At 39.5% G+C, this 14613-nt stretch carries 15 protein-coding genes; 10 read left to right on the top strand and 5 right to left on the bottom strand.

Annotated elements, in window-relative coordinates:
- The first annotated feature begins 2 nt into the window (after positions 1-2).
- Genes AAC388_RS10685 through madM form a run of 7 tightly spaced genes read left to right on the top strand, consistent with a single transcriptional unit; the run spans position 3 to position 4777 of the window.
- Positions 3-302, top strand: a complete 300-nt coding sequence (locus AAC388_RS10685) for a malonate decarboxylase subunit delta (protein WP_000448951.1) — start codon at positions 3-5, stop codon at positions 300-302.
- Positions 295-1146 (top strand): biotin-independent malonate decarboxylase subunit beta, encoded by an 852-nt coding sequence (locus tag AAC388_RS10680; protein ID WP_000129619.1) that lies wholly within the window; start codon positions 295-297, stop codon positions 1144-1146. Before AAC388_RS10685 ends, AAC388_RS10680 begins: the two co-directional genes overlap by 8 nt.
- Positions 1143-1970 (top strand): biotin-independent malonate decarboxylase subunit gamma, encoded by an 828-nt coding sequence (gene mdcE, locus AAC388_RS10675; protein WP_342370574.1) that lies wholly within the window; start codon positions 1143-1145, stop codon positions 1968-1970. The genes AAC388_RS10680 and mdcE overlap by 4 nt, the downstream gene beginning before the upstream one ends.
- The gene (locus AAC388_RS10670; RefSeq protein WP_342370573.1) at positions 1961-2569 is read left to right on the top strand and encodes a malonate decarboxylase holo-ACP synthase; all 609 of its coding nucleotides are present in this window, start codon (positions 1961-1963) and stop codon (positions 2567-2569) included. Before mdcE ends, AAC388_RS10670 begins: the two co-directional genes overlap by 10 nt.
- A gap of 12 nt (positions 2570-2581) precedes the next feature.
- Positions 2582-3514, top strand: a complete 933-nt coding sequence (gene mdcH, locus AAC388_RS10665) for a malonate decarboxylase subunit epsilon (protein ID WP_342370572.1) — start codon at positions 2582-2584, stop codon at positions 3512-3514.
- Positions 3515-3567: 53 nt separating this feature from the next.
- Positions 3568-3969, top strand: a complete 402-nt coding sequence (gene madL, locus AAC388_RS10660; RefSeq protein WP_019458887.1) for a malonate transporter subunit MadL — start codon at positions 3568-3570, stop codon at positions 3967-3969.
- Positions 3970-4015: 46 nt separating this feature from the next.
- On the top strand, positions 4016-4777 hold the full coding sequence (gene madM / locus AAC388_RS10655; protein WP_342371574.1) for a malonate transporter subunit MadM: 762 nt from the start codon (positions 4016-4018) through the stop codon (positions 4775-4777).
- Between the two features lie 54 nt (positions 4778-4831).
- On the opposite strand, the gene AAC388_RS10650 is transcribed toward madM, so the two are convergent.
- The 5 genes from AAC388_RS10650 to AAC388_RS10630 all read right to left on the bottom strand — a co-directional run bounded on the left by AAC388_RS10650 (position 4832) and on the right by AAC388_RS10630 (position 9961).
- Positions 4832-5749 carry a LysR family transcriptional regulator gene (locus tag AAC388_RS10650; RefSeq protein ID WP_342370571.1) on the bottom strand — a complete coding sequence of 306 codons (918 nt, stop codon included), beginning with the start codon at positions 5747-5749 and terminating at the stop codon, positions 4832-4834.
- A 100-nt stretch (positions 5750-5849) separates the two neighbouring features.
- Complete coding sequence (locus AAC388_RS10645) at positions 5850-7268, bottom strand: PLP-dependent aminotransferase family protein (protein WP_342370570.1); 1419 nt, start codon at positions 7266-7268, stop codon at positions 5850-5852.
- A gap of 98 nt (positions 7269-7366) precedes the next feature.
- Positions 7367-7501: a hypothetical protein gene (locus tag AAC388_RS10640; RefSeq protein ID WP_005076466.1), complete on the bottom strand. Its 135-nt coding sequence runs from the start codon at positions 7499-7501 to the stop codon at positions 7367-7369.
- Between the two features lie 14 nt (positions 7502-7515).
- Complete coding sequence (gene cydB, locus AAC388_RS10635; protein ID WP_342370569.1) at positions 7516-8523, bottom strand: cytochrome d ubiquinol oxidase subunit II; 1008 nt, start codon at positions 8521-8523, stop codon at positions 7516-7518.
- Complete coding sequence (locus tag AAC388_RS10630; RefSeq protein ID WP_017386136.1) at positions 8516-9961, bottom strand: cytochrome ubiquinol oxidase subunit I; 1446 nt, start codon at positions 9959-9961, stop codon at positions 8516-8518. The genes cydB and AAC388_RS10630 overlap by 8 nt, the downstream gene beginning before the upstream one ends.
- A gap of 643 nt (positions 9962-10604) precedes the next feature.
- Between AAC388_RS10630 and AAC388_RS10625 the strand changes: the two genes are divergently transcribed.
- From AAC388_RS10625 to AAC388_RS10615, 3 genes are all read left to right on the top strand, one after another.
- On the top strand, positions 10605-11423 hold the full coding sequence (locus tag AAC388_RS10625; RefSeq protein WP_342370568.1) for a hypothetical protein: 819 nt from the start codon (positions 10605-10607) through the stop codon (positions 11421-11423).
- Positions 11424-11557: 134 nt separating this feature from the next.
- Positions 11558-12853, top strand: a complete 1296-nt coding sequence (locus AAC388_RS10620; RefSeq protein WP_342370567.1) for an acyl-CoA dehydrogenase family protein — start codon at positions 11558-11560, stop codon at positions 12851-12853.
- A 175-nt stretch (positions 12854-13028) separates the two neighbouring features.
- Positions 13029-14420, top strand: a complete 1392-nt coding sequence (locus tag AAC388_RS10615) for an LLM class flavin-dependent oxidoreductase (RefSeq protein ID WP_342370566.1) — start codon at positions 13029-13031, stop codon at positions 14418-14420.
- Positions 14421-14613 lie beyond the last annotated feature (193 nt).

Below are 14613 nucleotides of genomic sequence, written 5' to 3'. Positions count from 1 at the left end.
TTATGGAAACACTTCATTTTGAATTTGTGGCGACAGAGCCACCTGTAAAAAAAGCGTTGGTAGGATGTGTTGGCTCGGGCGATTTAGAAATTTTGATGGAACCTGGTGAAAAGGGAAAAGCCTCTATTCATGTCGTTACCTCTGTAGATGGCAGTGCAGCACGTTGGCACAATCTTTTTGAACGGATTTTTACTGCTCAAATACCGCCAGCGGTCAATATTGATATTCATGACTTTGGTGCAACTCCCGGTGTCGTTCGCTTACGTCTGGAACAAGCATTGGAGGAGATTGCTCATGACTGATATCGAGAGCTTGTTAAATAAACAAGATTTTATTGAGCTGAGTGCAAGAGAGCGTGCTAAAGCATTATTAGATGAAGGGACTTTTCGAGAGTTACTCGACCCATTTGCCCGTGTTATGTCACCTTGGCTCGTTAAACAGAATATTGTGCCGCAAGCCGATGATGGCGTGGTGATTGCAAAAGGATCTATTCAAGAACGCCCAGTGGTTTTAATTTCTATTGAAGGCTTATTTCAAGGTGGCAGTTTAGGTGAGGTGGGCGGTGCCAAAATTGCGGGTGCCTTAGAACTTGCGGTTGAAGACAATCTAAAAGGCATTCCAACAGCTGCAATTTTATTGTTGGAAACAGGTGGCGTTCGCTTACAAGAAGCAAATCTGGGTTTGGCTGCAATTGCTGAAATTCAGGCTGCAATTGTGAACTTACGGCAGTATCAACCCGTAATTGCTGTGGTCGCAGGCAGTGTAGGGTGCTTCGGCGGTATGTCAATTGCAGCTGGACTATGTAGCTATATTGTAATGACACAAGAAGGACGTTTAGGTCTAAATGGCCCACAAGTGATAGAACAAGAAGCTGGTGTACAAGAATATAACGCTAAAGATCGTCCATTTATATGGAGTATTACGGGTGGTAATCAGCGCTTCACTAGTGGTTTGGCAGATGCTTATGTAGACGATGATCGCCAGAAAATTCGTCAGCAAGTCATCGCTTATTTAACTCAAGGCGTACCTCATCAGCATCGTAGTTCAAATTACTCATTCTATTTAGAAAAGCTACAACAAGTTGATACTGCTGAGCAGATTACCCCAGCACAAGTTCAAGCTTTGTATCAAGGAGAGCAAGCATGAATATCGCCGTTGATACATTAAAAGCATCTACACGTGGTGCACATTGGTTTAAAGCACTCACGCAGGGATTTAAGACAGTTGAAGGTTTTCCAGCTTCTATTTGGGTGGCTGATGGTCAGATTGACCAGCAAGTGGTACGTGTGATTGCAGTTGTCCAAGACAGCAATAATCTGTTCCCACGCGCGAGACAAGGTGAGGTTGGGCTACTGGAAGGCTGGAGTTTGGCAAAAGCAGTTGATGACGTGATTCAAGCCGATGCACATGCTGAAACTAAACGCGCTATTTTATGTTTGGTTGATGTCCCAAGTCAGGCCTATGGGCGCCGTGAAGAATTATTAGGTATTCATCAAGCTTTAGCAGGTGCAGTAGATAGTTATGCCAGAGCCAGATTGGTAGGCCATCCTATTGTGAGTTTATTGGTTGGTAAGTCGATGTCGGGTGCTTTCTTGGCGCATGGATACCAAGCCAATTGTATTATTGCCTTAAAAGATTCAGGTGTTATGGTGCATGCGATGGGTAAGGAATCTGCTGCACGCGTTACCTTGCGATCGGTTGATGAGTTAGAGCAATTGGCATCAAGTATTCCGCCAATGGCTTATGATATTGAAAGTTATGCAACTCTAGGTTTGTTATCTGAACTGATATCTGTTGAAAACCCTGAACAACCGACAACCGCTGATCTTTCATTAGCAAAGCAGGCAATTGCTCAAGCGTTTAAAGAAATTAATGCTGATCAATCGAGAGGGTTGGAACAAAGACTTCACGGCCAAAACCGTCAAATGTCTAAAAAAGTCCGTGAATTATTGCGTGAGCAATGGTCATGAAACTTAAGCTTGAAGCCCATGATTTGTTGTGGGGCATGATGGTCGATTGCTTGGCCGATGATGCTCCACATTGGGTGAAAGAAGTATTGCAACGAGGTGATCCTGTTGTAGTTCGACGGGCAATTACTCCTGTAGATCAGGTGGCTGTGGGGGTAAGAGGGCAATTTCGTCATCAACGATATGCAGCTCAAATGCCAAGATTCGCTATTAGCAGACAGCTCAAGCCAGAAGCGCTGACTCGCATAGATACGCAACAGTTTGAGCATTTGGCAGAACGTTTAAAGAGCATTTCTAGCATTATGAAAAACTTTTCAGGATGTTGGGGATATACAGGAAGTTTCGGATTTGAACTGGCAACTGGTATTGAAACAGTAACCCCGCAAAGTGACATAGATTTGTTGATCCGAGCTGAACAACCTTTTGCCAAAAAGCAGGCAATTGAGTTACTCGAAAATTTTCAGCAAGCAGGGCTGAATGTGGATATACAGCTACAACTACCACAAGGTGGTTTGGCGTTAAAAGAATGGGCTAGGAATAGCGAAAAAGTTCTATTGAAACGACCTGAAGGTGCAGTTTTAGTAGAAAACCCATGGAATTAGGGAATAGATATCATGGCTTCAATTTGGGTATATCCGGGACAAGGTGTGCAACGAAGCAATATGCTACACGACTTACCTCAAACCGCTCTGGTCAAAGAATACCTTGAGCGTGCATCGGATGCACTCAAAGAAGATGTCTTGATGCTAGATAGTCCGGCAGCATTGCAATCGACACGTTCAGTACAGCTTTGTTTACTTATTTCAGGTGTAGTGAGTTCAGCTTTATTAACAGCGGAAAACTTAACATCTGATTATGTAGCGGGCCTATCAATTGGTGCATGGTCGGCTGCGGTTGTAGCAGAAGTTTTAGCTTATGAAGATGCCATTCATTTGGTTGCCTATCGAGGTGAACTCATGCAAAACGCCTATCCAACAGGCTATGGCATGACGGCCCTAATTGGTACAGACCGTGCAGCTGTTGAAACATGGGTCAAACAAATTTATGAAATAACGCCAGAGGTGTTTGTCGCAAATATTAATGCATATAACCAGATCGTTATTTCAGGAGGCTTTGAAGCCATGAACCAAGTTGCTGTTTTGGCAAAGCAACAAGGCGTGGTGGCAAAAAAATTAGATGTATCGGTGCCATCGCACTGTGAATTATTAAGTCAGCAAGCAAAGCAACTTGCAGCGTCTATGGAGGGAGTGACTTTAAAGCAGCCTAAAATACGATATTTAAGTGGTACAACGGCTCGTACGCTTAGCAGGCCAGAACAGATTGGTGATGACTTGGCTTTTAATATGAGTCGAACTGTAGATTGGGAAAGTACCATCCAAGCTGCATGGGAGCGAGGTGTGAGGTTACAGATCGAAGCTTTGCCGGGAACGGTACTTACTACACTTGCACGTCGAACGTTTAAAGAAGGAACTGTATTGTCATTTCAGGGAACACGTTTAGACAGCATTCAATTGGCAATGCAAAACGAAAATAATGCTTCTTTGTAATTACAATACAAATTAAAAATTGAGTAATAACCCAAGGATATGAGGGATTTACAATGATTATTTATGGAACAGCAATATTAGCGATCTGCCATTTATTAGGTGACTATCTTGGCAACACCTTAGGCATGGTATTAGGCGTTAAAGCCAATGTCGGTGGAGTGGCTATTTCGATGATTCTGTTAATCTTATCTAAAGAGTTATTGGCAAAAAAAGGTTACTTACCTCAAGTCACACAATTTGGCGTCTTGTATTGGTCAGGTATGTATATTCCGATCGTAGTTGCGATGTCAGCAGGTCAAAATGTGGTTGCAGCATTATCGGGTGGCATGTTAGGGCTGATTGTCTCTATTGCATCGTTAATTGGCACGGTTTTAGTCATCCGTTATTTAAATAGAATTAGTGGTGACTACGAAACATATGAATGGACGATAGAACCCAAGGAAAAAATAGCCTAAGCAAACATAAACTACAAAAAAAGTTCAATCAAAAAGGATTTAAATGATGGACGCTATAATTGCTGTGTTAACAAAAAATGCATTAGTTACTGCTCTTGCAGTAACGGGTTTAATGATGTTCGTTTCCCATCTACTCTCAAAATATTTGACGAAGGGAAAATTACAAAGCTCTGCAATCGCGATTACTTTAGGTTTGGTTGTTGCTTACTTCGCAGGGGTTTATACGCAAGGAACCAAAGGCGTTTCTGACATCGCTATTTTTTCTGGTTTTGCGCTGTTGGGCGGAGCCATGATTCGTGATTTAGCTATTGCTTCAACTGCATTTGAAGTTGATGTGAAAGAAGTGAAGAAAGCAGGCAAAATTGGTCTAATTGCATTAATGCTTGGTTGTGTTGTGCCTTTTGCAATTGGAGTTTTGGTTGCATGGAGCATGGGCTATCGAGATCCAATTTCGATGACAACGATCGGTGCAGGCGCAATGACTTATATTGTAGGTCCAATTACTGGCACTGCAATTGGCGCGAGTTCTGATGTCATCGCACTTTCTATTGCAATTGGTTTAATCAAGTCAGTTTTCTTTATGGTCGGTACGCCACTTCTTGCGAAATTTATGTATCTAAAAAGTCCACGCTCTGCCATGGTCTTTGGCGGTTTGGCAGGAACAACCAGTGGTACAGCTGCGGGATTGGCAGGTACAGATGTACGATTGGTACCTTATGGCGCTTTAGTTGCAACCTTCTATACAGGACTAGGGTGCTTACTTGGGCCTTCGGTCTTTTTCTTAACGGTTAATGCGATTTTTGGATAAATTTTTGAAAATCCTATAACGGCAACTCATTATTCTTTAATAAGTTGCCGATATTTATCTTTTAAAATTAGAGGCAAACATTCGACATTCAGCAATAAGAGCAAGTAAGTTTGGGTCGCGTTCCTTACTTTTTAAAAAGACCAGACCAATTTCTTGCTGCATATGATATTGCCGTTTTAGAGGAATAAGTTTAACTGAACTTTCATAAACCGCAGAAATGCGACCAGGCAATAGGGCAAAACCTACACCTGAGCTGACCATACTAATTAAGGTAAAAATATCATTGACCTGTAAAGCAACTTTAGGTGAAAAACCAGCTTTTTTAAAAATGATGTCACTGTCGTTATGAGTTGCAAAACCCTTGGTTAAAGTTAAAAAAGTTTCTTCTTTTAAAAGGCTTAAATCAATGTCTTTAAAATCGGCATATTTTGAATCTTTATTGACTGCCAAAAAAATGTCGTCTGAAAACATTGGCAAAATTTCAAAGTCATCATCTTGAGTGGTTTCATTTAAAGCCACTATAATGGCATCCAGCTCAGTTGCTTTAAGCTTTTTCACCAAATCCTGATTCGAGCTCAGCAACAGTTGAATATCAAGCTCACTGCGTCTGATTTTAAGGCCGCTAATCACATTTGGAATCGTATTTACAGTTAAAGAATAAAGAGAACCTAAATGTAAAACCTTGGCTGCAAAGCCTGCGGCTTCTCTGGTTTTATTTACGGTAATAAAAATGTCTTGTACGATTTTTTGTGCCCGTTCTTCAAAGACATAAGCACTTTTTAAAGGAATGAGGTTACGGCCTTCATTTTTAAAAAGAGGGCAACGTAAAGCACTTTCTAAAGAATGTAAGGCTTTATGAACACTGACATTACTCAACTGCATTTCTGTAGCTGTTTTAGACAAATTTCCACAGCGCATAAAAGCTAAAAAAATCTGTATTTTTTTAAGGGTGAGTTCCTCATCAATTTCCATATTAATCCTTTGAACCTGTTTCCCTAAAAACTATAGATTTGAGCTATAAAGTTACCACAAAATAAAGTCTATAAAATTGTGCTTAGGTCGAAGCATTTCTTTAGAGACTTGCTTCAACTCTTTGTTGAATGGTTTTGATAACCTGATCTAATGCGCTTTGAGTTTTAGTGTTCCATTCAAAAGAACAGTTAATTCTCAAATAATGCTGCTGTGCAGGTAAAACACTAAACAGAGGGCTTGGCGCAACGCCAATGTCTTGCTGAATCAACTCTTCATAAACTTGCATACTGTCTAACGCACTAGGAAGTTTAACCCAAAGAAAATAACCACTTGGGTAGTAATACACTTCGCAAGAGCTAGGTAAATGTTGCTTTAAATAGTGATAAAACTGCTTTTTATAACGCTCAAGTGAAAGTCTAAGTGTACGCAAGTGCTTTTCATAATGATGATGAGATAAAAACTCAACCAATGCATTTTGAATAAGTGCATTTACTGAAATGGTACTCATGAGTTGCAAGTGTTGAATATGATCTGAAAACTTACCCGCATAAACCCAACCAACCCGAAAACCTGCACCTAATGTTTTAGAAAAAGAAGAGCAGTGAAGCACCAGATTTTGTTGGTCAAAATACTTCATTGAAAGTGGTTTTCGGCCACCATAAAAAAGCTCTTCATACACATCATCTTCAATCAAATAAATTTGGTGTTCGTGAAGCAACTTGGCAATTTTATATTTAATGTCATCACTAACAGTAAAACCAATCGGGTTATGGGCGTTGAGCATGAGCCAGCACACTTTGATTGGATAGGTTTGAATGACTTGTTCAAAAGCCTCTAGGTCAAAACCATGTTGTGGATGCTCAGGAATGGTAATCACTTTAAGTCCTAAACGCTCGGCGGCTTGCCAAGCCCCATAAAACACGGTTTGCTGTAATAAAATATAATCGCCGGGTTGAGCGACAGCTTGTAGCGAAAGGTTCAGTGCATCTAAACCTCCAGATGTAATGACAATGTCATCTGGGTCTGTTTGTATGCCTTGCATACAGTAGCGTTGAGCAATTAGTTTTCTTAAGGCTAAATTACCGGGAGGCAAACTGGTTGTCTGGTCATAACTTTGTCTTTGGCGCGCAAGTTGCCCCATAATTTGAATAAGTTTAGGTGCTGTTAAAAGCTGACTGTCCGGAAAAGCTGAACCAAAAGGTACGACAGATTCATGTTGAATCGATTTAAGATATTTAAAAACTAATGAATTAATTTCAATTTTAGAGTTCAGTGAAACAACTGAATATTGTTCGAGTGGCTTTAGTGCAATTTGCTCGGCAACGAAGTAGCCAGATTTTTCTTTTGAATAGATCAGACCTTGTGATTCAAGCTCCTGATAAGCATTCATGACGGTCATTAAACTAAAACCAGAACGTTGTACCTGATCTCTCAATGACGGTAATTTTTCATGTGCATTTAAAGTGCCGCTCTCAATGAGTTGGCGAATGCTATGAGCGAGTTGTTCTGATTTATACATGTATGAGCTGCACGAAATAACAAAATGAAAGAAGCACTTAATCAATAATAAATGCCGTTTGCAGAATCTACAAACGGCATTTGTTTAGAACAATAGATTTACTTTAAGTAAGGGGCTGCATAAATCAAGATAACTTTAAACAATCCCGCAATCACAGCTAAGGCTAAAAAACCACCGATCCATAGCAGAATAAACCATTGGGTTTGATTGAGTTTAACAGATGACTTTTTCATAAAACCCTCCATACTTAATGATAACCTTCGTCACCTACACGAACTTTGTCTCTAAATACCCAGTAAGACACAATGGTGTAAGCAATAATGATCGGGATTAAAATAAGTGCACCGACCAAAGCAAACATTTGGCTTGAATGCGGTGCTGCGGCTTGCCAGATTGTGACTGATGGAGGAATAATATATGGCCATAAACTAATCACAAAACCAGTAAATGCAAGGAAAACGAGCGCTAATGTATATGCAAATGGTTTAAGGTCATGATCCTGCTTTTTACATGCCGATAAAATCAGGCCAACAAATAACAAGACCAAAATCGGTACAGGACTAAAATAGAACAGATTTGGTAAAGAAAACCAGCGATCCGCAATTTCAGGATGAGTCAACGGCGTATATAAACTCACACCACCAAAAATAATGAGCAATGCAATAATCAGCTTTGGCATAAGCTCATACATACGTTGCTGTAAGCCTTTTTCAGTTTTTAAGATAAGCCAGCCACAACCCAAAGTTGCATACATGGTCACTACGCCAATACCTGTAAAGATCGTAAATGGAGATAACCAGTCAAATGGACCACCAGCATAAATACCATTTTCAGTTTTAATCCCTTGGATATAGGCACCTAAAATAATCCCTTGCAGGAAGCTGGTTAAAACTGAACCCCAAATAAAAGCCAAGTCCCAAAGGTGTTTGGTGCGATGAGCTTTAAAACGGAATTCAAAAGCAACTCCACGGAAAATCAAGGCAATGACCATGAAAATGATAGGCAGGTAGAGTGCTGATAAAACTGTTGAATAAACCAGTGGGAAGGCTGCATATAGACCAGCGCCGCCGAGCACCATCCACGTTTCGTTACCATCCCAGACAGGGGCCACGGTATTCATCATGACGTCACGTTCTTGGCTGTTCTTAATGAAAGGGAACATAATCCCGATTCCTAAGTCAAAACCATCCATGACCACGTAAATTAAAACACCTAAACCAATAATACCGACCCATATTAAAGAAAGATCAATCATGATGTTTCTCCCCAGATTTTTGATTATCGTCAATGTTTTCATCGACAGCACTGAGTGGACGCATTGGTGTTTTAAAGTGTCCAACACCACCAGATTCAATAGTTGGAGTATCGATAAATACAGGGCCTTTATTAATGAGTTTTAAGGTGTAGTAAATACCGCTACCAAAAACGATGGTATAGACCACCACAAAAATAAAGAGACTAAGTCCAACCTGATCTGCCGAAACGGTATGTGAAAGCCCGTCTTTAGTGCGCATAATGCCATATACAACCCATGGTTGACGGCCTACTTCGGTAGTAATCCAGCCAGCCAGCATTGCCACATAACCCGCAGGCCCCATCACTACAGCAAATTTATGAAACCATGATGTTTCATAGAGTTTTCCACGTTTACGTAACCAAAGCGCAATTAAAGATAGAGTGACCATGAGCACACCAAGACCAACCATCACACGGAAGCTCCAGAAAACGATGGTTGAATTTGGACGGTCTTCAGGTGCGAAATCTTTTAAACCTGTCACTTGGCCATCTAAGCTATGCGTTAAAATTAAGCTACCCAAATAAGGAACACCCACTTCGAAGTGGTTACGTTCTTCTTTCATATCTGGAATTGCAAAAAGCAATAATGGCATAGGTTCATTGTGATTGGTTTCCCAGTGACCTTCCATTGCTGCAAGTTTGGCTGGTTGATGTTCACGGGTATTTAAACCGTGGTTATCGCCAATTACTACTTGTAAACATGAAGTCACAAGCACCATCCAGAGACCCATCGAGAACGATTTTTTCACCAATTCATCACGACGGCCTTTTACTAAATGCCATGCAGATGTTCCGACCACCAATAATGATGAAACTAAGAAGGCGGCAGCACCCATGTGGGCAAAGCGGTAAGGGAAGGATGGGTTAAAGACAATTGCAAACCAGTCTTTTGGCACAATAATGCCATTTTCGATAGCAAAGCCTTGAGGGGTCTGCATCCAGCTATTAGAAGATAGAATCCAGAACATGGAAATACATGTTCCGATGGCAACCATAAGTGTTGCGAAGAAATGGGCTCGAGGACCAACGCGTCCCCAACCAAACAGCATAATGCCCAAGAAACCTGCTTCTAGGAAGAAGGCACTCAAGACTTCATAGGTAAGTAAAGGACCAGTAATACTTCCGGCGACACGTGAAAATTCACTCCAGTTCGTACCGAACTGGTAACTCATGACTACGCCCGAGACCACACCCATACCAAAGGCAACGGCAAAGATCTTAATCCAGTACTTAAATAGATCTTTATAAATCGGGTTTTGGGTTCGTAACCATTTCCACTCTAAGACTGCTAAAAAGCATGCAAGACCGATGGAAGTGGCTGGAAAAATAATATGGAAGGATACTGTAAAAGCAAATTGTATTCGCGCTAATTCTAGAGCGGTTAGACCGAGGCTCATAAACTTTCCCCCTGTGAACTAGCTGATGATGATTGAATGAGTTAAATACTTATTTTCAGGCAACAAAGTATTTTGGCGATTAAACTTACTTCTGTGATAAATGTTCTTAGCAAGTAAAATGCCAACAGGGTTAAGCAATATAATTGCTTGATATTTCAAGAGAATAGACTGATTGATTGTTCTCAATCTGTTAACAAAGTTTATGCTTGATGTTGCATTTGTAAAAATGCATGTTGCATTGAAACATTGATGAAATATCTGGCGATATGCAATAGATCGTCTCATGAAAACTACCTACCTTAAGAAGTTTCCTTAATCATGCACTTACTAATTTTGTATATGTAGATACAGAAATTTTTTATAAAACTATAACAGTCTGGAGCACTCATGAGGTGTGCTATAGTTTTTTTTCAAATATCTGTAGCTATGTATCCATTCTTCAAAAGTCCAAAATAAATGAACAAGATTTACGAATGGCCAAAATCACTCTCCAAAATACAGCGAATGCGACTTTGGGTAATAAGCGCAGAATAGTTTCTTCTCTTTTATTCCTTTGTTGTTTTGCGTGAGGTCTGGTTGTTACGTAGGTTATTAAAGACCTGATTTAAGTGTAGCTCTTCTAAAATAGCTTGGATGTTAAAAAATGTTTATTACTTCTCAACTCAATGTCCTGCATAAAATTATTAAAAATCAGCCTATTCCTGTTTCTATATTGGCTCAATTAGAGCAAACCTACGTTAATTTTGAAGCTACTTTATTAAGAGCAAAAGTACTCAGAGACTTTTCTAAATCTGAAACAGTATATTTAATTCAATCTCATATTGAGGCACAGCAAAGTAGTGTGGCTTATCTATTTTCACCATTTATTTTTGCCAACTTAAACAAGGCCGCTATCTATACAACACCTGCAACTACGCCTGTGCTTTCTATTCTTAATAAATATTACCAAGCTGAGAAAAAAGCACTATTCAAAGTAGATGATGTTTTAGACAGCTTAAAAATTTATATAGATTTGGAACTTACAGAGCTTAATGAAGTTGAGTTTATTTATTTAAGCTTATTCAAAGCTCTGTGTCGAAGTGACCTCTCTACCGTTTTTTTAATTACGAGTTTAGACGTAGATGTCGAGCATTTAAAAGCACTGGAGCAATTTTTAAAGGTCAAAATTTATTGGATTAAAACCACAAAAGATGATGACTTAAAAAATCTCAATAGCTTAGAAATGCGGAAATTATTATTCAAAAATAAAGATGAAACTTATGTCAAATTATGCGCGAAATTTGCTCAAATGAACGCAGCGTTGGTTGGTTTATGTGACACTTTTACGACACATCAAATGACGCATCTAATTGATGATATGTTTTATTCAGAACATATTTTTGAAAAGTTATCCGTCTATTCAGAATATATACAAACACTTCTCCAAAGCCAGCAGAGCGTTCGGCAAAAAGAGGCGTCTTAGTCTTTGAGATACGAGCTTTTTATCTTTGTGTTTAGGTTCTTATATAAAGAATGAATACAGTTATAAAAAAATAATCGTTTTCATGTGAAATAAATATTTTATGGTAAAAGCAAAGCAATATTGGTTTTACTTACATGACAAATTTAAATTTTGAGCATCATCTCGGTTCATTAACGCACGCTGCCCTTAGTCAAGCTTCAATCATTTCTCGCGTGTGGGGAGAAGGGCCTACATCACGTTATGATGAGTTGGCACAACATTTCAGACCAACTTTTGCCCGTATTAAAGAAGGGGCTTTAATCCGTGAGCAACAGCATATTTTGCCTTATGAACAACTTCAGTGGCTTAAGGATATTGGTTTTACACGGCTAAGACTTCCCAAAGCTCATGGTGGCTTTGATGCAACCATTCCTGAATTATTTGCCTTACTCATTGAACTTGCAGAAGCCGATTCAAACTTACCGCAAGCTTTGCGAGTGCATTTTGGTTTCACTGAAGATGTCTTAGTAAGTAAAGACAAAGCGTTTCAACAGCGTTGGCTTAGCCGAATTGCAAATGGGGAAACAGTAGGCAGTGCATGGTCTGAAGGTGGGAAAGAGTCAATTGATCAGTTCGAAACTCATTTGTATCGAGACAGTGACGGAAAAATTCGTGTTAAGGGTAAAAAATATTACACCACTGGTAGCCTATATGCAGACTGGGTGGATGTTGGTGTAACAGATTTAAAGGGTGAATCTGGCTCGGTCGTTGTTCGCCGTGAAGATGAAGGGGTGGAAATTGTTGATGACTGGAATGGCTTTGGTCAGCAACTCACCGCAAGCGGTACAGCATATTTCCATGACGTATTGGTCGATGAAACTGAAATTTTACCTGACGATGACCGTTTTAAATATTCAGCGGCTTATTATCAACTGGTCCAACTGGCAATCATTACAGGTCTAGGGCGTGCTGCAACCTATGAAGTTTCTCAAGCTGTGGCAAAACGTACACGAAACTACACGCATGCAAATGCTCAATTTGTAAAACAGGATCCGCAAATTTTACAAGTCGTAGGACAAATCCGTGGCGCAGCTTATAGTGCAGGGGCGATTGTTGAAAAAGTTGCACAAAGCTTACAGCGTGCTTACTTAGCTGCATTTCAAAATAATGAGCAGCTTGAAGAGGAGCAAAATGCACTTGCCGAACTTGAAAGTGCGCAGTCTCAAACGGTAATTACCGATCTAATTTTAAATGCTTCTACGATTTTATTTGACGCTTTAGGTGCTTCTGCAACGGACAAAGATTTAGGCCTAGATCGATACTGGCGTAACGTACGAACTTTAGCTTCACATAACCCGAGAGTATTTAAAAATCGAATTATTGGTGATTTTAGTGTAAACGGCACATTACCACCTTATCAATGGCGTATTGGTGAAGTAGCTAAACAATAATTGATAATCATAGATATTAAGCTGCTATTTTTAGCAGCTTAATACTATTTGTTCTTTTAAATAAATTATAAAAACCTATTAGAATAAAATTATATTTTGTTTGGGGTATATATTATAAAGAAAACATAAAAATTGCTTTAGTATAAAAATTAAATAAAATGCTGGCTGATATTTTATGACTAAGAAAATTAGTTTTAATGCTTTTGAAATGAATTGTATTGCCCACCAATCTCCTGGATTATGGCGACATCCTCAAGACCGATCTGTTGAATATAAAGATTTAGAATATTGGACAGATTTAGCACAAATTCTTGAGCGTGGTTTTTTTGACGGTATTTTTATTGCAGATGTGCTTGGTATTTATGACGTTTATCATCAAAGTGCTGAACATGCCTTAACAGGTGCGGTACAAGTTCCGGTCAATGATCCACTACAGATCGTGCCAGCGATGGCAGCAGTCACAAAGCATTTGGGCTTTGGTGTCACAACTTCTATTTCCTTTGAACATCCTTATCCTTTTGCTAGACGTATTAGCACACTAGACCATTTAACCAAAGGGCGAGTTGGTTGGAATATCGTGACGTCTTATTTGGAAAGTGGTTCGAAAAACTTGGGCCTAAAAACTCAGGTTAATCATGACAATCGTTATGATATTGCTGATGAATACTTAGAGGTCCTTTACAAACTTTGGGAAGGTTCTTGGGAAGAAGGTTCGGTACTTCGTGACCGTGAAAGCGGTATCTTTGCTGACCATAAAAAAGTGCATCCAATTCAGCACGAAGGTAAATACTTTACTGTACCGGGTATCCATATTTGTGAGCCATCACCGCAGCGAACACCAGTACTTTATCAAGCAGGTGCATCTTCACGTGGACAGAAGTTTGCTAGTCAAAATGCCGAGTGTGTATTCATAGCAGCGCCATCTAAAATCGCCACTAAAAAAGTGGTACAGGGCATTCGCCAGAAATTGGCTCAAGAAGGCCGCGACCCGTACTCTGTTAAAATTTATGCACTTTTGTCGATTGTCACTGATGAAACCGATGCAAAAGCTCAGGCTAAGTTTAAAGAATATCAAAGCTATGGAAGCTACGATGGCGCTTTAACCTTGCTGTCTGGCTGGTCTGGTGTCGATTTTTCACAATATCAACCGAACGACAAAGTTGAATATATTCAAACCAATGCGATTCAATCTTTATTAGATTCTTATGTGAATGCAGACCCAGAACGTGTTTGGACCATTGAAGAAATTGCAAACTGGAACAGCTTAGGCGGTAATGGGCCAGTATTGGTGGGTTCGGCAGAAACAGTTTCAGATGCTCTACAGCAATGGGTTGAAGATACCGATATTGATGGCTTTAACCTTGCCTATATTTTGGCTCATCAAACCTTTGCCGATGTGGTCGAATTTATTGTTCCAGAGTTGCAAAAACGTGGGGTATATCAAACCTCTTATGCACAAGGAACATTAAGAGAAAAATTATTTGGTGCTGGGCCATATTTGCCTGAAAATCACCGCGGTGCAAAATATCGTAATCTAAAGGAATTAAGACTTGCTGAGGCGAGTTAATATTTTAGAAAACCTTTAAATAAATAGCTGGTTAAATACCAGCTTTTATTTTGTCTTTTTATATCGATTTTACTGCTGAGTTAATAATGAAAAAATAATTCTATAATTTAGATTAAAACATCAGATTAATTTGTTTTTTTATTGTGTGAATAATCATTATTTTGTTCCTGTTATTAAAATTCAGGAATTATTA

The organism is Acinetobacter sp. D009, from assembly GCF_038562025.1.
Classification (GTDB): Bacteria; Pseudomonadota; Gammaproteobacteria; order Pseudomonadales; family Moraxellaceae; genus Acinetobacter; species Acinetobacter pittii.
This window is presented reverse-complemented; position numbering and strand designations above follow the sequence as displayed.

Bases quoted from the DNA above. Each gene is read 5' to 3' on its own strand.
- AAC388_RS10685 (WP_000448951.1), top strand. From the start codon at position 3: ATGGAAACACTTCATTTTGAATTTGTGGCGACAGAGCCACCTGTAAAA.
- AAC388_RS10680 (WP_000129619.1), top strand. From the start codon at position 295: ATGACTGATATCGAGAGCTTGTTAAATAAACAAGATTTTATTGAGCTG.
- mdcE (WP_342370574.1), top strand. From the start codon at position 1,143: ATGAATATCGCCGTTGATACATTAAAAGCATCTACACGTGGTGCACAT.
- AAC388_RS10670 (WP_342370573.1), top strand. From the start codon at position 1,961: ATGGTCATGAAACTTAAGCTTGAAGCCCATGATTTGTTGTGGGGCATG.
- mdcH (WP_342370572.1), top strand. From the start codon at position 2,582: ATGGCTTCAATTTGGGTATATCCGGGACAAGGTGTGCAACGAAGCAAT.
- madL (WP_019458887.1), top strand. From the start codon at position 3,568: ATGATTATTTATGGAACAGCAATATTAGCGATCTGCCATTTATTAGGT.
- madM (WP_342371574.1), top strand. From the start codon at position 4,016: ATGGACGCTATAATTGCTGTGTTAACAAAAAATGCATTAGTTACTGCT.
- AAC388_RS10650 (WP_342370571.1), bottom strand. From the start codon at position 5,749: ATGGAAATTGATGAGGAACTCACCCTTAAAAAAATACAGATTTTTTTA.
- AAC388_RS10645 (WP_342370570.1), bottom strand. From the start codon at position 7,268: ATGTATAAATCAGAACAACTCGCTCATAGCATTCGCCAACTCATTGAG.
- AAC388_RS10640 (WP_005076466.1), bottom strand. From the start codon at position 7,501: ATGAAAAAGTCATCTGTTAAACTCAATCAAACCCAATGGTTTATTCTG.
- cydB (WP_342370569.1), bottom strand. From the start codon at position 8,523: ATGATTGATCTTTCTTTAATATGGGTCGGTATTATTGGTTTAGGTGTT.
- AAC388_RS10630 (WP_017386136.1), bottom strand. From the start codon at position 9,961: ATGAGCCTCGGTCTAACCGCTCTAGAATTAGCGCGAATACAATTTGCT.
- AAC388_RS10625 (WP_342370568.1), top strand. From the start codon at position 10,605: ATGTTTATTACTTCTCAACTCAATGTCCTGCATAAAATTATTAAAAAT.
- AAC388_RS10620 (WP_342370567.1), top strand. From the start codon at position 11,558: ATGACAAATTTAAATTTTGAGCATCATCTCGGTTCATTAACGCACGCT.
- AAC388_RS10615 (WP_342370566.1), top strand. From the start codon at position 13,029: ATGACTAAGAAAATTAGTTTTAATGCTTTTGAAATGAATTGTATTGCC.